Origin of the sequence: Sagittula stellata E-37 (assembly GCF_039724765.1) — a bacterium.
Taxonomy (GTDB): domain Bacteria; phylum Pseudomonadota; class Alphaproteobacteria; order Rhodobacterales; family Rhodobacteraceae; genus Sagittula; species Sagittula stellata.
The window spans coordinates 194592-216868 of sequence record NZ_CP155729.1; the positions used below are offsets into that span (position 1 = coordinate 194592).

The 22277-nt window shown below is 67.0% G+C and carries 15 protein-coding genes; 9 read left to right on the forward strand and 6 right to left on the reverse strand.

Annotated features, from left to right (window positions below; all coding sequences use genetic code 11):
- Positions 1–49: 49 nt before the first annotated feature.
- From ABFK29_RS01020 to ABFK29_RS01030, 3 genes are all read left to right on the forward strand, one after another.
- Positions 50–1405: a mechanosensitive ion channel family protein gene (locus ABFK29_RS01020; RefSeq protein WP_005858344.1), complete on the forward strand. Its 1356-nt coding sequence runs from the start codon at positions 50–52 to the stop codon at positions 1403–1405.
- A gap of 330 nt (positions 1406–1735) precedes the next feature.
- Entirely contained in the window at positions 1736–2911 is a 1176-nt protein-coding gene (locus ABFK29_RS01025) for an acetyl-CoA C-acyltransferase family protein (protein ID WP_005858345.1), read from the forward strand.
- A gap of 53 nt (positions 2912–2964) precedes the next feature.
- Positions 2965–3441 carry a YqhA family protein gene (locus ABFK29_RS01030; RefSeq protein ID WP_040604469.1) on the forward strand — a complete coding sequence of 159 codons (477 nt, stop codon included), beginning with the start codon at positions 2965–2967 and terminating at the stop codon, positions 3439–3441.
- A gap of 24 nt (positions 3442–3465) precedes the next feature.
- Here ABFK29_RS01030 and pbpC read toward each other — a convergent pair whose 3' ends face one another.
- The 3 genes from pbpC to ABFK29_RS01045 are packed head-to-tail and all read right to left on the reverse strand — an operon-like array spanning position 3466 to position 11469.
- Positions 3466–5502, reverse strand: a complete 2037-nt coding sequence (pbpC, locus tag ABFK29_RS01035) for a penicillin-binding protein 1C (protein WP_005858347.1) — start codon at positions 5500–5502, stop codon at positions 3466–3468.
- A complete protein-coding gene (locus tag ABFK29_RS01040) occupies positions 5495–6055 on the reverse strand; it encodes a putative glycolipid-binding domain-containing protein (RefSeq protein ID WP_005858348.1) in 561 nt (186 codons plus the stop codon). The genes pbpC and ABFK29_RS01040 overlap by 8 nt, the downstream gene beginning before the upstream one ends.
- Positions 6052–11469: an alpha-2-macroglobulin family protein gene (locus tag ABFK29_RS01045; RefSeq protein WP_005858349.1), complete on the reverse strand. Its 5418-nt coding sequence runs from the start codon at positions 11467–11469 to the stop codon at positions 6052–6054. The genes ABFK29_RS01040 and ABFK29_RS01045 overlap by 4 nt, the downstream gene beginning before the upstream one ends.
- A 161-nt stretch (positions 11470–11630) precedes the next feature.
- Here ABFK29_RS01045 and ABFK29_RS01050 point away from each other — a divergent pair, with 161 nt between their 5' ends.
- Positions 11631–14156: a hybrid sensor histidine kinase/response regulator gene (locus ABFK29_RS01050; protein ID WP_005858350.1), complete on the forward strand. Its 2526-nt coding sequence runs from the start codon at positions 11631–11633 to the stop codon at positions 14154–14156.
- A 9-nt stretch (positions 14157–14165) separates the two neighbouring features.
- Here ABFK29_RS01050 and yaaA read toward each other — a convergent pair whose 3' ends face one another.
- The 3 genes from yaaA to ABFK29_RS01065 form a co-directional block, all read right to left on the reverse strand.
- Positions 14166–14945, reverse strand: coding sequence for a peroxide stress protein YaaA (yaaA, locus tag ABFK29_RS01055; protein ID WP_005858351.1), 780 nt, complete (start codon positions 14943–14945; stop codon positions 14166–14168).
- A gap of 34 nt (positions 14946–14979) precedes the next feature.
- Positions 14980–17040 carry a DNA helicase RecQ gene (gene recQ / locus ABFK29_RS01060; RefSeq protein ID WP_005858352.1) on the reverse strand — a complete coding sequence of 687 codons (2061 nt, stop codon included), beginning with the start codon at positions 17038–17040 and terminating at the stop codon, positions 14980–14982.
- Positions 17041–17197: 157 nt separating this feature from the next.
- Positions 17198–17485: a YggT family protein gene (locus ABFK29_RS01065; RefSeq protein ID WP_005858353.1), complete on the reverse strand. Its 288-nt coding sequence runs from the start codon at positions 17483–17485 to the stop codon at positions 17198–17200.
- A gap of 135 nt (positions 17486–17620) precedes the next feature.
- Between ABFK29_RS01065 and ABFK29_RS01070 the strand changes: the two genes are divergently transcribed.
- From ABFK29_RS01070 to ABFK29_RS01090, 5 genes are all read left to right on the forward strand, one after another.
- On the forward strand, positions 17621–18169 hold the full coding sequence (locus tag ABFK29_RS01070) for an acyl-CoA thioesterase (RefSeq protein WP_005858354.1): 549 nt from the start codon (positions 17621–17623) through the stop codon (positions 18167–18169).
- An 86-nt stretch (positions 18170–18255) separates the two neighbouring features.
- Positions 18256–19623, forward strand: coding sequence for an MFS transporter (locus tag ABFK29_RS01075; protein WP_005858355.1), 1368 nt, complete (start codon positions 18256–18258; stop codon positions 19621–19623).
- Between the two features lie 28 nt (positions 19624–19651).
- Complete coding sequence (mepA, locus tag ABFK29_RS01080) at positions 19652–20569, forward strand: penicillin-insensitive murein endopeptidase (RefSeq protein WP_005858356.1); 918 nt, start codon at positions 19652–19654, stop codon at positions 20567–20569.
- An 11-nt stretch (positions 20570–20580) separates the two neighbouring features.
- A complete protein-coding gene (locus ABFK29_RS01085; RefSeq protein WP_005858357.1) occupies positions 20581–21483 on the forward strand; it encodes an esterase-like activity of phytase family protein in 903 nt (300 codons plus the stop codon).
- Between the two features lie 104 nt (positions 21484–21587).
- Positions 21588–22220 (forward strand): queuosine precursor transporter, encoded by a 633-nt coding sequence (locus ABFK29_RS01090; protein ID WP_005858358.1) that lies wholly within the window; start codon positions 21588–21590, stop codon positions 22218–22220.
- Positions 22221–22277 lie beyond the last annotated feature (57 nt).

Genomic DNA, 22277 nt, shown 5'->3' on the forward strand with positions numbered 1-22277 from the left:
TGCAATAGACTGAGCTCCCAGGTTCGGACGCAGAGGACGGAAGGCCCGAATGGACCCACAAGAGACACTGCCCATCGACCCCGAAGCCATTCGCGGGTTCTGGGAGTTCCTGTCGTCCGAAGGCGCGATGCTGATGCGAGAAGCGATGCGTCCATGGACCATCTACCAGATCGCCATCGTGGTCGGCCTTTTCCTGCTGGCCTGGACGTTGCGTGCAGCGCTTCAGCCACGATACGCGGAATGGCTCAGAGCCCGGGACAACTGGCCGAAGTGGCGCTTGCGCATCGGCCTGATCGTCCAGCGCCGGATGCGGATGATCCTCTTCGTGGCGATGATATGGGTCGTCTACCTCGTGATGAAGGAGCTCACGTGGAACTCGCGCACGGTGCTGCTGCGGGTCGTTGCGAACCTGTCGACCGCATGGCTCTTCATCGCCTTCGCAACGCGCATGATCGCCAACCCCGCGCTGGGCGTCGTGGTGCGCTATGGCGCCTGGACCTGGGCAACGCTGTCGATCCTGGGCTGGACGGACGAGACGCAAGCGACGCTGGAATCCTTGGCTGTGACCATCGGCGAGACCCGGCTGTCGGTCTGGCTGATCCTGAAAGCCATCGTCGTCATGGCCATCATGCTTGCGCTGGCGCGCATGATGACCGGGGCCTCGGCGGCCTCGATCCAGCGCAACAAGGACATCAGCCCCTCCATGCAGGTGCTGGCGGTGAAGGTCCTTCAGGTGGTTCTGTTCGGGTCCGCGTTCTTCATCGCGCTGAAATCGGTGGGCGTCGATCTGACCGGTCTTGCGGTGCTGTCCGGCGCCATCGGCGTGGGCCTGGGCTTCGGCCTGCAAAAGGTGGTCTCGAATCTCGTGTCGGGGATCATCATCCTGCTCGACAAGTCGATCAAGCCGGGCGACGTCATCAGCCTGGGCGAAACGTTCGGCTGGATCGAGTCGCTGGGCGCGCGGTATGTCAGCGTCGTCACGCGGGACGGAAAGGAATACCTGATCCCGAACGAGGACCTCATCACCGGTCAGGTGGTGAACTGGTCGCATTCCAACGACTTTGTCCGACTGGATATCTACTTCGGCACATCCTACCACGACGACCCGCACAAGGTCCGCAAGATCGCGATCGAGGCGGCCAAGGGCGTGGAACGCGTGCTGACATTCAAGCCGCCGGTCTGCCATGTCGTGGGGTTTGGCGATTCGTCCGTCGATTTCATCCTGCGCTTCTGGATCACCGACCCCACGGGGGGCCTGACCAACATCCGGGGCAATGTATATCTCGCTCTCTGGGACGCCTTCCAGGAGAACGGAATCTCGATCCCGTTCCCACAGCGGGAAGTGCGCGTGCTGAATGACAGGCCGGAAGCGGCGGACAAGACCCTGATGGCCGGCGCGGACTAACGTGACTTTAAGAAGCACTGCTCCATCTATGGGGCATGCCCCGCTTCGACGATTTCAGAAACAACCGGCACCCGGCGCCACAGTCCGGACCAGCCCGCCGCGACGTGGCGGGCAACGGTCCGAGTGTGGCGCCCCGCGGCCTTTCCTCATCGGGACGGCGCTCGATCTGGCAGGAACTGGCGCGGCTGATCAGGGGAAAGACGACAGCCATGCCCCCCTCCCCGCCCGTGAACCATCGGCGTCACTAGGGAAATCCGGAACGACGAAACGTCGCGGCTGACATCCTCCCCCCGGGCTGCGCATAGTCGCAAAAGCAGAGGGGAGATTATCATGGAAGACATCGTTATCCTTGGTGGTGCGCGCACCGCTATCGGCACCTTCGGCGGCAGCCTGTCGGGCGTCGCCCCGATCGACACCGCCACGGCGGTCGCCAAGGCGGCGCTGGACCGCGCCGGCGTCGAAGGTGGCCAGATCGGCACCGTCGTGTTCGGCCACGTCATCAACACCGAACCCCGCGACATGTACCTCAGCCGCGTCGCGGCGATGCAGGCGGGCATCCCGGACACCGTGCCGGCGATGAACGTGAACCGCCTGTGCGGCTCGGGCGCGCAGGCCATCGTGTCCGGAGTACAGTCGCTGGCGCTGGACGACGCGGACTTCGCCCTTGTCGGCGGTGCAGAGGCGATGTCGCGGTCGCCCTACATCGTGCCGGACCAGCGCTGGGGCGCAAAGATGGGCGACATCCGCACGCTCGACATGATGCTGGGCGCGCTGAACTGCCCCTTCGGGACCGGGCACATGGGCGTCACGGCCGAAAACGTCTCGGCCGAGCATTCCGTCAGCCGGGAGGAGCAGGACGCCTTCGCCTTCGAAAGCCAGAAGCGTGCCGCCGCCGCCATCGAGGCCGGGTATTTCGACAGCCAGATCGTACCGGTCGAGGTGAAGGTCAAGCGCGACACGGTCAGCTTCGCGACCGACGAACACCCGAAGGCCACCAGCCTTGAGGTGCTGGCAGGACTGCGCCCGGCATTCAAGAAGGACGGTTCAGTGACGGCGGGCAACGCCTCGGGCATCAACGACGGCGCGGCGGCGCTGGTCGTGGCCCGTGCCGACGCAGCCGAGAAGGCCGGGCTAAAGCCCAGGGCGCGCGTGCTGGGCTACGCCCACGCCGGTGTCCGTCCGGAGGTCATGGGCATCGGTCCCGTCCCCGCAGTCGAGGCGCTGCTGAAGCGCACCGGCCAGACGGCGGACGACTTCGACGTGATCGAGTCGAACGAGGCCTTCGCGGCGCAGGCGCTTGCGGTGAACAAGAGCCTCGGCCTCGACCCGGCGAAAGTGAACCCCAACGGCGGCGCCATCGCCCTTGGCCACCCGGTCGGCGCGACGGGCGCGATCATCACGGTGAAGGCGCTTTATGAACTGGAGCGCATCGGCGGCTCAAAGGCGCTGATCACCATGTGCATCGGCGGCGGACAGGGTATCGCCCTCGCCATCGAGCGGATCTGAAACAAGAAGGGGGTGGAGTGAAACTCCACCCTACATCGGCGAGGAGCGCATTCATGAAGCCAGTGCTCGGAAATGCCCGGTATCTCGTGATGATCGCGGTCGTGGGCGCGCTTGTCGCCGCCGTCTGCCTGCTGGTCTACGGCTTTCTGGAAGGCGGCAAGCTGGTGATCTCACTGATCGAGAAGGCCGAGGTCACCCGCAAGGGCGCCAAGGAGATGGCGCTGGAATTCATCGAGATCATCGACCTCTTTCTCATGGGGACAGTGTTCTACATCATCTCCGTCGGGCTGTATTCGCTGTTCATCAACACCGACGTGCGCCTGCCGGAGTGGCTGAAAATCCGCACGCTGGACGACCTGAAGAACAAGCTTCTGTCGGTGGTGATCGTGGTGCTTGCGGTGGTTTTCCTCGGTCAGGCCGTGGCGTGGGACGGCGCGCGCGACCTGATGGGTCTGGGCGTGGGCATCGCCGCCGTGATCGCGGCGCTGACGTGGTTCATCAGCGTGAAGGCCGGGAACAAGGGCGATTGATGCCCTCGCAAAGCGCAAAGCGCCTCAGCGAAGTTCGATCGTCGTCCGCCCGGACTGCCCGCGCGCATCGATCACCGACAGCGTGGTGAAGCCCGGGCCTGAGATCGGTGCAAGCAGTTCCGGCCGACGAAGGCCCGTCGCCAGCACCGCACCATCGGCCAGCACCGTGTAGGGTGGGGTGCCGCCGCGCAGCTTGAGCGGCACGCCGGATGGGGATACCGCCAGCGTCGCACCGTCGGGCGGGAAGGTCACCTGCAGTGCGACGGTTTCCGCCCTCGGACCGAAACGCTGCAGGTTCGCGGGCAGTTGTGCGTTCGAGATCATCAGCGTCTCGGGCGGCGGCGCGGGCAGCGGAACAGGGCGCGCACTGACCCGTCCCAGCGCCTCGAACAGTACGGGGGCCGCCAGTCCGGCACCAAATGCGCCGGGCACCGGCGTACCGTCCGGCCGCCCGATCCAGACACCGGCGATATAGCGCCCGTCCCAACCCAGTGCCCAGGCGTCCCGGTGCCCGTAGGACGTGCCGGTCTTCCACGCGATCCGCCCCTTCGGCCCGGCGGCGGAGGGCGGCGTGATCCCGGCAAGGATGTGTCCCACCTGCCAGGCCGACGCGCGCGAAACCAGCCTGCGGGGCGTGGCCTCTTCCGCTGTCGACGCTTTCCAGCGCAGCGGGCGCGCTTCTCCGCCGTGGGCCAGCGCGGCGTACAGCTGGACCATTTCCTCCAGCGTCAGACCGACCCCGCCCAAGGACAGAGCCAGTCCCGGCGTGCCGCCCTGCAACGCCGGTTTCAGCCCCGCGCCCTGCAGCGCCGCCATAAGGTGGGCCGGTCCCAGGGCCTCTGTCAGCCGGACCACGGGGATGTTCAGCGACAGTTGCAGCGCGCGCCGTACCGTCAGTTCGCCCCGGTATTCTCCGTCGAAGTTCTGCGGCGCGTAGGTGCCGAAATGCACCGGCGTGTCGAGGATCAGCGTCTCCGGATGCGCCAGCCCGCGGTCGAACGCCAGCGCGTAGACCAGCGGCTTCAACGTCGAGCCGGGCGAACGCTGCGCCGTCGTCATATCGACGAAACCCTGGTTCAGCGTGCCCGCGTAGTCGGGCGACCCGACAGAGGCCAGAACCTCGCCGCTTTCGTGATCCGCCAGCACGATGGCCATGGACAGGCGTGGATCGAGCCGGGCCATGTGACGCCGCGCGAGGTCTTCGAGGCTGCGCTGCAGGTCGGCATCCAGCGTCAGATCGTGGCGCCCCGGCGCCTCTGCCACGGCGCGGTCGGCCATGTGCGGCGCAAGCTGCGGCATCGGGAAACGGCCCCTGGGCGACGGGTCCAGCGCATCGGACCGTGCCGCCGACATCGGGATCACACCGGCTTCCGCCATGCGAACCATGACACGGTTGCGCGCTTCGCGGGCGGCTTCGGGATGGCGGTCGGGCCTGCGGCTTTCGGGGGCCTGCGGCAGGGCGACCAGCAGCGCAGCCTCTGCGGGCGTCAGGCGGCGCGGCTCCTTGCCGAGCCAGATCAGAGACGCCGCGCGCAGCCCTTCGACGTTGCCGCCATAGGGCGCGAGCAGGGTATAAAGCGCAAGGATCTCGTCCTTGGTCAGCCGCTTCTCCAAAGCCAGCGCCAGACGCATCTGCCGCACCTTGCCTTGCCACTGGCCGGTGGTGCCGTCCTCCAAAAGGCGGGCCACCTGCATTGTCAGGGTCGAGGCACCGGAGACCACGCGCCCGTGCCGCAGCCCCTGCGCCACGGCCCGCGCCGCCGCTTGCAGATCGACACCGTTGTGCGTGAAGAACCGTTTGTCCTCGTAGGCGATCAACATCCGGTAGAACAGCGGATCGACCTGGTCCGGCGTGACGGTCATCCGCCACCGTCCGTCGTCGATGGTGTAGGCGCGCAGCAGGTCTCCGTTCCTGTCGCGCACCTCGGGCGAGGTGGCGTGCACCAGCAGCGGGATTTCGGTCGCGTTGATCCAGTCCGACAGCCGGTCGCCCGCAAAACCCACACACCAGAGCGCCACGACCAGAGCGGACAGGCGTCTGAGACCGCGCCGTTCAGGCATTTTCCTCGCGCTCCCAGAGGCCGGGATACAGCGTCACGAAGCCGTACTCATCGACCTGCAACTGCGTCTCGTACTCCGTCTCCTGTGCCGTATAGCGCACAAGATGTCCGCGTTCCCGCGTGTAGCTTTGCGTCAGCGGGCCAAGGTTCGGCCCTGGCAGCCGAAGCCAGGCGGCGGTCACGTCGATGCGCCCCACCTCCGGCAGACGGCGCAGCGGCATCAGGTTTGTCGCGGGGGTAAAGCTGAGGTCCACGTCCTCGGCCCCGTCCAGCCCCGCCTGCACCTCTCCGTTGAAGCTCCAGACGCCATCCTTGCGCAGCAGCTTCCACGCCACGGTGTCGCCGGCATAGGCACCTGTGATGTCGGCGGAGCGGGTGCGCCAGTCCTCGCCCATGCGCACGACGTAATCCAGCGCGGCCCAGCCGGTGCCGTCCCGGAACCGGGCATGGCCCACCAGCATCCAGCCGCTGTCCAGCCGGGCGAGGCGGCACTTGTCCTCGCCCTCCCGGTCGAGTGCACGCCAATGGGCGGTGGCGACCGTCGTGCCGGTCATTCGGCCACCGACACGCTGCCGGAGGACGTCGTCGCCCGGTATTCGGGGCGATACATGTCCTCCACCAGCGCGGCGGGCTGATGGAACGTCCCCGGCGACACCGCCCGCAGGATGTACGCCAGCCGGATCGGCGATTCGTCGCGCTGGTCGACAGCAGCGATGAAGCGGTCGGCCCGGAACTCGCTGAACTCCGTGTCCGAGGTCTCCAGCCAGTCGAGCCCGCGCACATCGCCGGAACGGATCAGCGACGGGTTGTCGATTTCAAGCCCGGCAGGCAGCGGATCGTCGATGATGAGCCGTGCGCGCGTGTCCTCGGCAGGGCGCACCGTGACCACGGCCACCATGCGGTCGCCGACCGCGATGTCGCCCACCGGGTCACCGTCCATGGTGAAATAGGCCCGCTCGATGGTATAACCGTAGCCCGACGCCTCCGTCGCACCTTCGGGCACGCCCAGTGTCGTGAGCGTCACGTCGGTCGGGGTGTCAGAGGTATTCCTCAGCGTGGTCGGCTGCATGCCCTGCGCGGCGATCCGGCGCACAAACGGCCCTGCCAGCGGCGCGCCGTCGAGCTCAAGGCCGGAAACCGTCGGGTCCTGCACCATGGCATGCGCCGCGAGCAGCGCCCAGGCCTGTTCCTGCGTGGACATGGGCCTATCGTAGGACGCGATGCGTGTCGTCAGGGCGCCTGTGTCGATGCTGTCGGACCGCGCCTCCACCGCCAGCGACAGCACGCCCGCCGTGTCCCGCAGCCGCGAACCATAGTCGGCACGATACACCTGCCCCTCGACCGGCGGCTGGGAGGCGATCCGTGCCGCCGCCTTCGAGAACATTGAATCCGCACGAGGCTGGTCGCCGTAGGCCGCCAGCGCCGCGCCAAGCTGGGCCTGTGCCAGCGGCGTGGCGAAGTTGTCGGCGCGTTCGTCGGCGTAGTAACGCAGGTCGCCCATGGCCGCCTCGCCCTCACGCGCCAGCACCATCAGGGCATAGGCGATGTCCTCGCCCCCGTCGTCGAAATCCGCCGCATAGGCGATCTCGTTCTTCAGGTTGTCCAGCGCGTTGCGGAAGGCAATGTCCGGCACGGTGTAGCCCGCCGCCCGCGCCCGGCTGAGGAAGTCGGTCACATAGGCGTTCAGCCATTCGTCACCGGAATACGCGCCCCACAGACCGAACGCCCCGTTCGGCGCCTGCCGCGTCAGGACCCGCGTGATCGACTGCTGGATTCGCAGGTCGATACGGTCCTTGCTGCCCAGACCCAGCGGCTCTGCAATCGACGACATGTAGAGCAGAGGCAGCGCCTTGGAGGTCACCTGCTCGGTGCAGCCGTAGGGATACTGGTCGAGCGAAGCCAGAAGCCCCGGCGCATCGAACCGTGCCAGCGGACCGGCGGACACCAGGGCCGAGGCCTTCTCCGGCCGAAGGTTGGCGAAGATCTCGCGATCCAGCGTGAAGGTCTGCCCGGCGGCAAGCTGGAAACGTCGTGTTGCGCCCACGGCGGGGTCGTTCGCCCGCACCCCCAGCGTCAGAGTCTTGGTCAGCACCGCGCCCTCCGGCGTGGTCAGCGCGACGGTGATCTTCTGGTCGCCCACGTCGACCGCCCCCAGCGCCGCCTCGAAGGTCGTCTTGCCGCCCTCCGCCAGAGTGATCGTCGTGGCGACCGGGCCGAGTGTCAGGCCGTCGCCGGCCGTGATCTCCAGCGGCATCTCGCCCGCAGCACCGCGCGTATGGGTGAACTCAAGCGCCAGCCGAGTCTCGTCGCCGGGGGTCAGGAAGCGCGGCATCGCGGCAGAGACAACCACCGGATCGCGCACGAACACGTCCTTTTCCGCGCTGCCGACACCGCTGGCCGACCATGCGACCGCCATGAGCCGCACAGTGCCGTTGAAGTCGGGAATGTCGAAGGACACCTCGGCCTTGCCGTCCTGAACCGTGACGGGGCCAGAGAAGAAGGCCACCAGTTCCTCTGTCGGCGGCGGCGATTGCAGGTCCATGCCCGCCGCGCCGTCACCGCCGGAGCGCACGGTGCCCATGGCCCCGTCCAGCCCGTCGATCAGCCGACCATAGATATCGCGGATCTCGACGCCCAGACGGCGCTGGCCAAAGTAGTAGCCCGCCGGGTCCGGCGTGTCGAAGGCGGTCAGGTTCAGGATACCCACGTCGACGGCAGCGACCGTGACATAGGCCGTTTCCCCGTCTGCGACATTGGCGATGTTCACCGTGGCCGACAGCGGCCCGCGCGGCGCGATTTCGTCGGGGGCATCGACGGAAACCGCCAGCTTCATATCGCCCGGATCGACGGCTGCATGGGTCAGCCCAAGCGCCCGCGCCGGATTCTGCCCCGCCGCCACGTCCATCGGCCGGATCACCTGCGCCGTGACATAGACGCCCGCGCCCCATTCCTCCGTTACCGGCAGGTCGAGCAGGTTCTCGCCCTCCGTGACCTCGACCTCCTGCATCGAGATGACGCGATCCGACAGTACTGTCACAACCGCCTTGCCCGCGTAGCGCGGGACCATGCGCAGCTGCGCCGTCTCGCCCTCCCGGTAGGCTTCGCTGTCCAGCGACATTTCCAGCATGTCCGGCGTGTCGTCGGCGCTGGCGGGCGCGTACCAGCCCGCCGAAAAGCCCATGGAGGCGGCAAGATAGGCGCCATCCGTGCGCTCTACCACCACCTCGTACTGGCCCCATTTCACGTCCGCCGCGATCTCCAGCGGGTCGGCGCCAAGGCGGCCCTCGCCGCGCGCGACCGTGGTGCGCGTGGTCATCGGCTCCCAGTACCAGGATCCGTACTGCTGATACCATTGATAGCGGGTGCGGACGCGGTTGACGGTCCACGACACGGCCATCTCCATCCGCTCAAGGTCGGGGCCAAGCGCGATCACCTGGAACCTCGCCTCTGCGTTCTCGGGGAAGTCCTCCGCAGTAGGCTTGATGCCGATCATCGCGGTCGGTGGAGCCACCGGGCGCGTGATGCGGCGTTCCACCGGACGGCCCGACATCTCGGACATGCGCAGGGTGACACGCGCCTCCATGGGGCGACCCATCGGGTCCATGTCCGGCAGCGGCAGCGCCAGTTCGGCCTTGCCCGCGCCGTCGGTCGTCAGGTCCGCCGGGAAACTGTCAGTCCGGTACTCGGCCTCGTCGTCGTGACGCCCGAACCGGTAGCCCGGGAAGGCGTCGAGCGTGGTGCGCGTGGCCAGCCGCAGCTCGCCCTCGATGGGCAGGTCGGCGCCGGGCGCCCCGAACAGGTAGCGCGCGTCCACCGACAGCGTGGGCGGCGACAGCGGATTGATCGGCCCCTCCGGCAGCGCCAGATCAAAGTCGATGCGTTCCGGCACGAAGTCCTCGACCAGCACGGTCTCGGATGTCAGAGCCTCACCCTCGGGGTCGGCAAAGACCTCGATCCGCCAGGTGCCGCGCGGCACGGCATCGGCCAGCGGCAGACGGAAGACGTGCCCGCCCGCGCCGACGCCGTCCGAAACGTGGCGCGAATATTCCACCCCGTCGGGCCGCAGCAGCACGGCGGTCAGCGGCACATCCGGCAGCGCCTGCGCCTCCGGATCGCGGACCAGCGTGGTGACATGGATGACCTCGCCCGCGCGATAGGCGCCACGGTCGGTCGCAAGGAAAGCGTCGATCGGCCCGGCGGGGGCACGCCCCTCGACACCGCGGTCGGACAGGTCGAACGCCGGGTCGGTCAGCGACAGGAAGGCAAGGTCCTCCTCGTCGCGCTGCGCCATGACCAACGCCGGGGCAGAGCCGTCCGTGCCGCGCAGCAGCCCCGGCGCAAAGCGTGCGACGCCCTCTGCATCGGTGGTGGCGACCTCCAGCGGGCGGTTGGCGCGGGCCAGAAGCGTGACCTCCAGCCCTTCGATGGGCTCCGCGTTGGCAAGGTCGCGGGCAAAGACCGTCAGCCCGTCGTTGCCCTGCATCGTCGTCAGGCCGATGTCGGACAGCAGGAACCACTGCGTCGCCCGGGCCTCGCCGTCGATGTCGCTGGGGACCTGCGCGGTCAGCGCGTAGATCCCGGCGGGCAGATCGCCCACGGCGTCGCCCATCGGCAGACGGGTGACCATGTCACGGTTCAGTTCGTTCTGGACCTCGCCGGTGCCGGTCCAGATCTCCTCTGCCAGTTCTCGGGCAAAGTAATCCTCGTCGTACTGGCCCAGCGGTTGCCCGAAATAATCGTTCTGGATCGCACGGATCAGGTTGCGGTCGGACACGCGGCGCAGCGTCAGCTTGAGTTCCGAGGTGTTCACAGTCTCCACCGGCAGGCCCGCGTCGGCGGTGCGCGGCAGCACGTAGGACCGGCCCGGGAACGTCACGGCAGGCGAGCGGTCGCGCACGTAGGCGGTGATCGGAACGTCGCGCACCAGCTCTTCGCCATCGTCGGAGGGCAGCCCGGCGCGGAAGGTCACCGTGTGGCGCGACCCGTGCTCCACCCCCGTCACGCAGACCCGGCTGTCGTCGGCGGTCACCGCCAGACGCGGATCGGCGAGGCGGACGTAGTTGGAATAGTCGACACCCGCGCGCTTCAGCGGCCGGTTGAACTCTGCGCAGATGCGGGGCTGGGCGCTGTCGGAATCCACTGTGTGTTCGACAATGCGGAAGCCGTACTTGCCGATGGCCACATCCAGCAGCTCCGTCACCTCGGGCCCGGCACCCAGCCGCTCCGCAAGACGCAGCGCCGGGATCATGTCGCGCCCGCGGTTCTGCTGTTCCAGGCGGGCGGCAAGGTCCTTCGCCGCATCGATCTGCTGCGGCGCGTCCTCTGCCCGCAGATAGGCGTTGATCGCCGCCAGCCAGGCACGTGTGCGGTAGCGCCGTTCGTCGGACCCGTTCAGCGTGGCCGCCAGGTCGTTCGACAGACGCCCGTACTGCAGCCAAAGCTCCGCCGTATCGGTCTGCGCCAGCGCGGCGCCCGTCCAGTGGACCGCGTCCCGCAGGTTGCCCGCCGTGCGCGAGCTTTGCGCGGCGTCCAGAAGCTGCTCGACCGTGTACTTGCCGCCGCCGTGGCGGACGGCCAGCGCCTCTGCCTCGTTGCGGGCCTGCGCGAAATCGGCCGGCCTCAGGAAGGTCAGGTCGCCGAAACGTGCGCGCCCACGCTCCAGCACTGCCGGGTCGGCCTCGACCAGCCGGGCCGAGATGGCGCCGTCGTAGGGCGACGTGTTCGTCACGCCCGACTTCGGGAAACAGGAATTGTTGCGCGTGTTGAAGGTAAAGGCCCGGCAGCCTTCGGTATTGAGACAGACCCTCTGACAGGCATCCAGCGTCGTATCGAAGAGCGATTGAAGGTCGGACCCGGCGAAATCCATATCGCGGGAAACGACGAAACGCCGGTCGGGCACCGCGTCCTGGGCATGGACCATGGGTGCCGCGAAGATGCCCAGAATCAGGGCAAGAGCAAAACGACGCATCAAAAGCTCCTTTCGTCTCAATGGATTCAGACTGCCATGCCGCAGGGGGCGGGGCAAGGATTCTGCAGGTCCGGTTTCCCGCACCCTCGCGTGGCACAATGGCCTTAAGCCGATCTTCACCACCACCGGGCAAGAGTGCCCGCGGACCTGGAGGGCAACGGATGGATCTGGCGGATCGTCTGGCCGAAGAAAGGCGCGCGCGTCTGGCCGCGGAACGCCTGCTCGAGCTGAAACAGAAGGAGCTGTTCGAAGCGAACAAGCGCCTTGGCGATCATGCCCTCAAGCTCAGCCACGAAATCCGCGAAACCCGGCACGAGGTGGCAGAGGTCCGCAGCCAGCACAAGCGCGTGGTGCAGGAGCTGGGTCAGGCCACGGAAAAGATCGAGGTCGTCACCGAACAGCTCTGGTCCGCGATGGAGACGATTCGCGACGGCTTTGCGATGTTCGACGAAGAGCGGCGGCTTGAGCTGGCAAACCCGGCCTACCTCTCCGTTTTCGAAGGTCTCGACCACATCGCGCCGGGCGTGCCCTATCCCGATATTCTGGCCACCTTCGCCGAAGAAGGGCTGATCGACCTGCAGGGCGAGGACCCGAAAGGCTGGCAGTTGAGGATGCTGGCCCGGTGGGAACAGGACCCGATCCCGAACACGACGCTCAGGCTGTGGAACGGGCGTTTCGTGAAGGTCCGGGAACGGCACCTTCCCGACGGCGGCATCGTCTCTCTGACGGTCGACATCACCGACCTGATGCGCATGTGGTCCGCGGTTGAGGAACTGCCAGACGGTTTCGTGATCTACGATGCCGAGGACCGGCTGCTGATGTGCAACCAGCCCTACCGCGACTACTACAAGGCCAGCGCCCCCGCGATGGTCCCCGGCACCACCTTCGAGGATATCCTGCGCTACGGTCTGAAAAACGGCCAGTACGCCGAAGCGGTCGGACGGGAGGAGGAGTGGCTGGAAGACCGGTTGACCAAACACCGCTTCGCCGAGCTGGAACATGAGCAGCAACTGGACGACGGGCGCTGGCTCCGCATCTACGAACGGGAAACCACCGATGGCGGGCGCGTCGGCCTGCGCGTCGACATCACCCAGATCAAGGAAGACCAGCAGCGCCTGAAAGAGGCGACGATCCGGGCAGAGGCCGCCAATCGCGCCAAGTCCGCCTTTCTCGCCAACATGAGCCACGAGATCAGGACCCCGATGAACGGCGTCGTCGGCATGGCCGACCTCCTGCGTGAAACCGAACTCAACGACGAGCAGAAGCTTTACGCCGATACCATCCGCTCCTCCGGAGAGGCACTGCTGGTCATCATCAACGACATCCTCGACTATTCGAAGATCGAGGCCGAAAAGCTGGTGCTGAACCCCGAACCATTCGATCTGGAGCGTGCGATCCACGATGTCGTGATGCTGCTCCAGCCCACGGCGCGCGACAAGGACATCACGCTGCTCGTCGACTACGACATGTTCCTGCCCACACATTTCGTCGGCGACCCGGGCCGCGTCCGGCAAATCCTCACCAACCTCGTGGGCAACGCGGTAAAGTTCACCGTACAGGGCTACGTTCTGGTCCGCGTCGTCGGCGTGATGGAGGACGGGGGAAGCACCGCGGTCCACATCACGGTGGAGGACACCGGCATCGGCATCCCCGCCGACAAGGTCGAGCACGTCTTTGGCGAATTCAACCAGGTCGAGGACGAGCGTAACCGCAAATTCGAAGGCACCGGGCTGGGGCTGGCCATCACCCGCCGCCTGGTCGAGCTGATGGGCGGAGAGGTCTGGGTGGAGTCCGAGCCGGGCCGGGGCAGCTTCTTCGGCCTGCGCATCATGCTCAGGACCGACGAACACCCGGCCTACGAGACGGCGCAACTGCCCCGCCACCTGAAACGCATCCTGGTGGTGGACGACCACGGCCCCAACCGCTCCATCCTGACCAAGCAACTGGCCATGCTGGGGCTCGAAATCACCTACTGCACCACAGGGTCCGAGGCGATCGACGCATTTTCGGACGCACATGACCTGTTGATGGCGGAAAACGATCTGCCCGACATGACCGGCGCCGAACTGGCCCGGCAGCTTCAGCGCGGACACCCGGGCCTGCCGGTGATCCTGTTTGCCGACCACCCCAGCCACCTGCCCGAAGGCATCGCCGACAGCGTCCTCGCCGTCCTGCAAAGACCCGTGCCACGCCGCGCGCTTTTCGACGCGCTGGAAAAGGTGCACCAGATGCCGCCCCGGTCCGCGCGCCCGGCCTCGCCGCTCCGGGTCGAGCAAGAAACGGTCGCCCCGCCGCTGCTCGACATTCTGGTCGCGGAGGACAACAAGACCAACCAGCTTGTCATGCGCAAGATGACAAAGGACTTCCCGGTCGCCCTCCGCTTCGCCAACAACGGGGTGGAGGCCGTCGATGCCTTCCGCGACCAGCGACCCGACCTGATCTTCATGGACATTTCCATGCCCCGGATGGACGGCAAGCAGGCCACCCGCGAAATCCGCAGGCTGGAGGACGGCGCCCCCCCTGTGCCCATCGTCGCCGTCACCGCCCACGCCATGGACGGCGACCGGGAAAGCATCCTGGAGGCCGGGCTGACGGACTACCTCACCAAACCGCTCCGCAAGTCCGAACTGGCCGCGATGATCGACACCTATGCGCCGCGCCGCGCCACACGCGACGCGGCGGAGTAGGCAGGCAGTTCAGGCCGCTGCCGCGTCTTCGCTGCGCACGAACACCGGGCGGTCCTGTTCCGACATGTCTGGCCTGAAGCGATAGCCGCCAAGGTCGAAATCGACGATTCCCGCCGGATCGGTCAGCCGCCGCTGGACGATGAAACGCGCCATGGCGCCCCGCGCCCGCTTGGCGAAGAAGCTGACGATCTTCGGGCCGCCGGGCTTCATCTCCATGAACTGCGGCGTGACGACCCGCAGCCCAAGCGCCTTCTCCGGCACCGCGCCGAAATACTCCTGGCTGGCACAATTCACCAGCGTGTCGGTGCCCAGCGCCTCGGCTTCGGCGCGCAGGTTCTTCGCAATCTGGTCCCGCCAGTAATCGTAAAGGTTCGATCCGCGCCGCGTCTTCAGTCGCGATCCCATTTCCAGCCGGTAGGCCTGTATCCCGTCGAGCGGCCGCAACACCCCGTAAAGGCCGGACAGGATCCGCAAGTGGTCCTGCGCCCAGTCCAGTTCCTCTGGATCGAGCGATCCGGCCTCCAGCCCCATGTAGGTATCGCCGGCAAAGGCGAGGGCGGCGGGCCTCAGATCTTCCGGCCCGGGCGTGTCGGTGAACGCGCGGAACCGGTCCCGGTTCAGCTTCGCAAGGTCGTCCGACAGGTCCATCAACCCCTTGAGATCGCGCAGCGTCAGGTTGCGCGCGGTCTTCGCCAGCCGCTGCGCGTCCGCCTCGAACTTCGGTTCGGTCATCGCGACCGAGCGCTCCGTCCAGTCCAGCCGCTTGGCCGGTGATATCGTCACAAGCATGTCAAATCCCCCAGGTCGCCGTCCGGATCGCCACTTAGTCCACGGCGCGCAACACGTCCAGAAACGCGGCGCCGAACCGTTCCGCTCGCTTGTCGCCCAGAAGACGTTCGATCCCGGCCTCGCTGTCGGGACGCGCCTCCGCCAGTTTCGCAAGCGACGACGCCGTGCAGGACAGCGGTTTCTCCGTTCCGTCCTCTCCCCGCACCAGCCGCGCCTGGCATTCCAGCAGCGCATCGTAGACCGACCCCGCCCCGCGCGCCGCAACCCGCAATCGCACGGGGTGCACCTCCTCGGCGGCACCGGTCAGCACCTCAAGAAAGGCGCGCCCATAGCTCTCCAGCTTCTTCGCGCCAACCCCGTTGATCGCCGCCATCTGGTCCAGCGTGGCGGGCCGGTTCTCCGCCATCTCGATCAGGGTCCGGTCCGGGAAGATCATGTAGGGCGGCACCTGTGCCTCGCGCGCCAGAGCCGTCCGCTTCGCCTTCAGCGCCGAGAACATCGGCGCGTGTTCCTCAGACACCAGCGCCTTCACCGCCGGACGCCGGTCCGCCGCCTTGCTCAGCACGTCCTTGCGCAGGGAAACCCGCTCCTCGCCGCGCAGGATCGGCAAGGCCCGGTCGGTCATCACCAGCGCGCCGTGCCGCTCCGCATCCGGGCGGATCAGGTCGCGGCCCATCATCTGCCGGAACACCGCTTGCCACTGACCTTTGGACAGGTCCTTGCCGACGCCGAAGGTCGGCAGCTTGTCATGACCGCGCTGCGTGACCTTGTCGGTGTCGCGGCCCGTCAGGATGTCGATCAGGTGCCCCGCGCCGAAACTCTCCTGCGTCCTGAGCGCGGCGGACAGCGCTTTGCGCACCGCCTCCGTCCCGTCGAAGACCTCGGGCGGCGTGTCGCACAGATCGCAGTTGCCGCAAGGCTCGGCCGTTTCGCCGAAATACGCCAGCAGCGCCTGCCGCCGGCACCCCAGCGCCTCCGCCAGCCCCAGAAGCGCGTTCAGCCTCCCGTGGTCCGCCGCGCGCCGCTCCGGCGGGGCCATGCCCTCGTCGATCTGCGTGCGCCGCAGCCGGATGTCCTCCGGCCCGTACAGCGTCATCGTCTCCGCCGGCGCCCCATCCCGTCCGGCACGCCCGATCTCCTGATAATAGGACTCTATCGATTTCGGCAGATCCGCATGCGCCACCCAACGGATATCCGGCTTGTCGACACCCATCCCGAAAGCCACCGTCGCGCAGACGATCAACCCGTCCTCCCGGGCAAAGCGCTCCTCCACATGGCGTCGGTCGTCCGCCTCCATGCCGCCGTGGTAGTGACAGGCCGAATGGCCGTCCTCGCGCAGCGCCCGGGCGATGCCCTCGGTCTTGGCCCGCGTCCCGCAGTAGACGATGCCCGACTGCCCGCGCCGCGCGCCCCCGAACGCCAGAACCTGCGCCCGCGGCCCGTCCTTAGGCTGGAAGGCCAGATGAATGTTCGGCCGGTCGAAACCGCGCAGGAAGGTCCTGGGCGCGGCGCCGTCGAACAGGCGGCTCACCATCTCCTCCTGCGTCTCGACATCCGCCGTCGCGGTGAACGCCGCCAGCGGCACGCCAAGGGCGCGCCGCAATTCGCCGATCCGCAGGTAGTCGGGACGGAAATCGTGGCCCCACTGGCTGACGCAATGCGCCTCGTCCACGGCGATCAGCGACACGCCCGCCTGAGCCAGCATGCGCTGTGTGCCCGCGCTCGCCAGCCGCTCCGGCGCCAGGTACAATAGCTTCAGTTCGCCGGCATGCAGCATGTCCCAGACCGCATCGGTCTCGTCCTGCGTGTTGCCCGAGGTCAGCGCTCCGGCGGCAACACCGGCCTCCCGCAAACCGCGCACCTGGTCCCGCATCAGCGCAATCAGCGGAGAGATCACCACCGTCACCCCGGGCCGCACCAGCGCAGGCAACTGGAAACACAGCGACTTGCCGCCACCCGTCGGCATGATGGCCAGCACGTTCTCGCCCGCCGCAACGGCCTCCACGATCTCGCCCTGTCCGGGGCGAAAGGCGTCAAAGCCGAAAATGTCCTTCAAAAGCCCCTGAACGGAGGGGCCGTCGGTGTCGCGGGGCATGGGCCAGCCTGTCGGAATTGTCTATATCTGCTCTAGTTCCGACACTCTCATACTAAGATTCGATGAATCAAGCCCGGATCGCCCCGACCTTCAGCTTGGCGGCAAATACCTCGGGGTGAGGCCGCAGGCCGAGGGGCAGCGCCCCTCCAACCCGACCTCAGAAGAAGGCGGCGGCGTTGTTGCGCAGGATGATCTCGATGGCGATCACCGCCACGAAGGCGATCAGCGGGGCAAGGTCCAGCCCGCCCATCTGCGGCAGGAACGACCGGATGCGGCCGTAGACCGGCTCCAGCAGGCGGTTAAGCCCGTCCCAGATCGACGCCACCAGCGGCTGCCGCAGGTTCAGGATCTGGAAGTTGATCAGCCAGCTCATGATGACATGGGCGATGATGATGAACTTCACGATGCCGATGATCAGCAGCAGGATCTGGAAAAGAGATGTCATCTGTGGGCCTCTCGAACGCTCGGGTTGCGGGTCACCTAAGCACGCAGGCCGCAGAGGGCAAGTGTGCCGCGAGGTCTTGGTTGACGCTGGTGCCGCGTTGCGCCCAAACCCGGTCCTGAAAACGACAGGACCGCCATGTATCCCTTCATCCGCCTCTTCAAGGACATGGCCCGCGCGCGCAGGGCGCCGCGCATGGGCTTTTTCGACACCCACATCTCGCACCACCTCTGCATGCCGTGGGATCTCGACATGTGGAACGAGCTGAACAACGGCCGCACCCTGACGCTCTACGATCTCGGGCGCATACCCATGGCCGAACGCATGGGGCTGCTCGACGTGCTCAAGCGCGAAAGATGGGGCCTGACGGTCGCCGGATCGGTCGTGCGGTATCGCCGGCGCGTACGCGGCTTCGACCGGATCGAGATGCAGACCCGCGTTCTGGGCTGGGACCGCCGCTTCACCTACATCGAACAAAGCATGTGGAACGCGCGCGACGAATGCACCTCGCAGCTTGTGGTCCGCACCGCCCTGACCGACCGCAACGGCATCGTCACGACCGATCGCGTGGCGACGGCCATCGGTGTCGACATGTCCGAAGCGCCCGTCCTGCCCGACTGGGTCGCCCGGTGGATCGAGGCCGAGGACATGCGCCCCTGGCCGCCACACAGGACCGTGCCCGCGTAGGGCGGAGTTTCACTCCGCCTCCCCCGCTCGGGTCTTGCCACGCCCCCCGCCCCCGGGTTCTATCGCGCCAAAGCGGGGAGACGGCGATGCAGGACACCATCAGCAGGAAACGCATCTGGGGCTGGATGTTCTTCGACTGGGCGCAGCAACCCTACGCGACGCTCGGCCTCACCTTCGTCTTCGCCCCCTATTTCGCGACGGTCGCCGCAGGCTGGTACATGGCGCAAGGATTCGAGGATCAGGCCGCGCGCGCCTCGGCGCAGGGGCTCTGGTCCTCCGCCCAGACCATGGCCGGGCTGGTCATCGCCATCTCCGCCCCGGTCCTCGGCGCCTGGGCCGACACCTCGGGGCGCAAGATGCCGTGGATCTACGGCTTCACCACGCTGGCCGTGGTCATGGCCTCCATGCTGTGGATCCTGATGCCGGACGGCGGCGGGCTTATCTTCGCGCTTACCGCCTTCTGGATCGGCTTCATCGCCTCCGAATCCGCCTTCAACCTCAACAACGCGCTGCTGCCTTCGCTCGGCACACCGCAGCAGATCGGGCGGATCTCCGGCACGGCCACCGCCTTCGGCTACTGGGGCGGCGTGGCGTCCTTGTTCATCGTCCTGCTGTTCTTTGCCGAAAACGACAGCGGCAAGACCCTGATCGGACTCGCCCCCGCCTTCGGCCTCGATCCCGAGTGGCGCGAGGGCACTCGTTTCACCGGCCCGTTCATCGCGCTGTGGTTCGGCCTGTTCATGATCCCCTACTTCATCTGGAACCGCGAACCGCGCGTGCCGAAGAACCCGGACGCCACCGTGGGCCTCATGCTGAAGGACCTGAAAAGAAGCATCGTCAACATCTCCCGCCGACGCTCCTGCGCCAGTTTCCTCGTCAGTTCGATGTTCTACCGGGACGCGTTGACCGCGCTATACAGTTATGGCGGGATCTACGCGACGCTCGTGCTCGACTGGTCGATCATCCAGATCGGCGTCTTCGGCATAATCGCCGCAATCGCCGCCGCCGTCATCAGCTGGCTGGGCGGCATCGCCGACGAGCGCGTCGGCCCGAAGCCGGTGATCCGCTGGTGCATCTGGTCGCTGATCGTCGTCTGCACGATCATCGTCGGCATGTCGCGCGACCACCTCTTCATGATCCCGCTGCCCCCCGGCAGCGCCGTGCCGGATGTGGTCTTCTTCATCTGCGGGGCGGTGATCGGCGGGGCAGGCGGCGCGCTCTATTCCGCCTCGCGCTCGCTCATGGTGCGCCATACCGATCCCGCCCGCCCCGCCGAGGCGTTCGGCCTCTTCGCGCTGACCGGCAAGGCCACCGCTTTCCTTGCCCCCGCGCTGATCACGGTCAGCACACTTTGGACGCAATCCAATCAACTCGGGTTTCTGCCGGTGATCTTCCTCTTTCTTCTGGGACTGGCTCTGTTAGTCTGGGTGAAACCGGAAGGCGACACCCCCTGAAACCAGCCCCGGAGGGAGTAGCAGTGACATGATCCGCAAGACCCTGATGCTCGGTCTGCTGGCGCTGGCCGCCTGTGGCAACCCGACACCCCGCGATATCTCTGGCGAACCTTTGCCGCAGGTCGCGGTCGATCCCGTGCTGTCCTCGAAGCAGGCAAAGCAGCTATTCGGCGCCAAGCGCGACGCCTCGGAGCAGTCGTCCGCTCCCTATGGGTCCTACGCGAAGGGCTGCCTCGCCGGTGGCGCGCAGCTTCCGGAAACCGGGCCGACATGGCAGGCGATGCGCCTCAGCCGCAATCGCAACTGGGGCCACCCCGAGCTGGTCGACTACATTCAGGACCTGTCGAAGAAGGCGGCGCAGCAACCCGGCTGGAAGGGCCTCTACATCGGCGACATGAGCCAGCCGCGCGGCGGCCCGATGCTGACCGGCCACGCCAGCCACCAGATCGGACTGGACGCCGACATCTGGATGCTGCCCGCCGACGACCTGAACCTCTCCGAACGCGCACGGGAAAACATCTCCTCGATATCGCTCCGCCGCTCCTCCGGCGCCTACACCAACAACAACTGGACCAGGGCGCACCACGAAATCATCAAGGCTGCGGCCTCCGATCCCCGCGTGGCGCGGATCTTCGTCTTCCCCGGCGCCAAGGTGAAGATGTGCAACGATGAAAAGGGCGACCGGGCCTGGCTGCGCAAGATCCGTCCGTGGTGGGGACATCACTACCACTTCCACGTCCGGCTCAGCTGCCCGAAGGGCGCCGTGGGCTGCGTGGATCAGGCCGCGCCGCCGCCGGGCGACGGCTGCGCCGACGCGCAGCAGTGGGTGAACAACATCCTCAACCCGCCGCCGCCGGACCCGAACGCAAAGCCCGCCCCGCCGAAGCGTGAACTGACGCTGGGCGACCTGCCCAACGCCTGCGCCGCCGTGCTCGCCTCCAACTGACAAGGCCTGCCATGCGTATGACATTCCTGCGCGGCCTGACCGTGGCGGCGGGCCTTGCGCTGGCCATCGGCTGGGCAATGGCGGCAACCCCCACGCCGCGCATGAAATACATCGGAAGCCTGCTCTGGCATGAGCGAGAGCATCATCAGGGCGGCTTTTCCGGTCTTGAAGTGTCCGACGATGGCGCCGCCTTCACAACGATCACCGACCGAGGCATGATCCTGCACGGCACCTTCCGGCGGCAAGCGGACGGACGTCTGGTCGGGGCCTCGGTCAGTTCGGCACAGGCGCTGCGCGACCCGGACGGAGAGGCCGTGATCTACGCGATGGCCGATTCCGAGGGGCTCGCAGAAGGGCCCGACGGAACCGCCTTCGTTTCGTTCGAGGGGAAGCATCGCGTCTGGGCCTTTCCCCCCGACGGGCCGACCTACAGCCTTTCGGACCCTACGACATTCCCGAAAATGCAGAACAACTCCGGGTTCGAGGCGCTGGCGATCGACGACAAGGGCCGGCTTTACACCCTGCCCGAACGCTCCGGGCAACTCACCCGTCCCTTTCCCGTCTTCCGCTACGACCCGCAAACCGGGAAATGGAGCCAGCCGTTCTCCGTCCTTCGCCGGGGCAACTTCCTTCCGGTGGGCGCGGACTTTGGGCCGGACGGCGCGCTTTACCTCCTCGAACGAGAATTCACCGGCATCGCCTTCCGGTCCCGCGTGCGGCGGCTGACCCTGCAGGGCGACCGCGTGACCCACGACGAAACCATCCTGGCCACGCACGCGCTGGTGCACGGCAATCTCGAAGGCATCTCCGCCTGGCGCGACAAGACCGGCGCAATCCGGCTGACGATGGTCTCCGACAACAACTTCAACAGCTTCCAGCGCACCGAGTTCGTGGAGTACCGGGTCACCGACTGAACCCCGGCTTTTCCCTTGCCAGACGCAGCGCGCGGGCCTATACGCCCCCGGTCCGGCGCTGACCGGAACAAGTCCCCGCAACCTTGTCAAAAACGGGTATCACAATGAACCGCGCGTACCTTCCCGGCATCCTTGCCATGGCCGCCATCGTGCTGGCCTCCAACATCCTCGTCCAGTTCCTGTTCGGCCAGTGGCTGACCTGGGGCGCCTTCACCTATCCGCTGGCCTTTCTCGTCACCGACCTGATGAACCGCATCTACGGCGCGGGACCCGCCCGCAAGGTCGTCTTCGCAGGCTTCGTCGTCGGCGTGATCTGCTCGCTGATCGGCACGCAGGTCATGCTGCAGGGCGACGGCTACACCTACCCGGCGGTGACGCTGCGGATCGCGATTGCCTCCGGCCTCGCCTTCCTGACCGCGCAACTCATGGACGTGGCGATCTTCGACCGCCTGCGCGAAGGCCGCTGGTGGCGCGCCCCGCTGGCGTCCACGCTTGTCGGCTCTTCGCTCGACACGGCGATCTTCTTCACCGTCGCCTTCTCCGGCGCCCTCACCTTCATCGATCCGGCCAACGACGTGGCCTGGGCGAACGAGACGCTGCCGCTTCTGGGCGCAGGTCCCATCGTGCCGCTCTGGGTGTCGCTCGCCGTGGCCGACTGGCTGGTCAAGCTGACCCTCGCGCTGATCGCGCTGATCCCCTTCCGCATGATCGTCACCCGGGTCATGCAACCCGCCTGACACCCACCCCGGAAGACCCTGCGCATAAAGGCGCCGTGCTGCGTGATGCAGCACGGT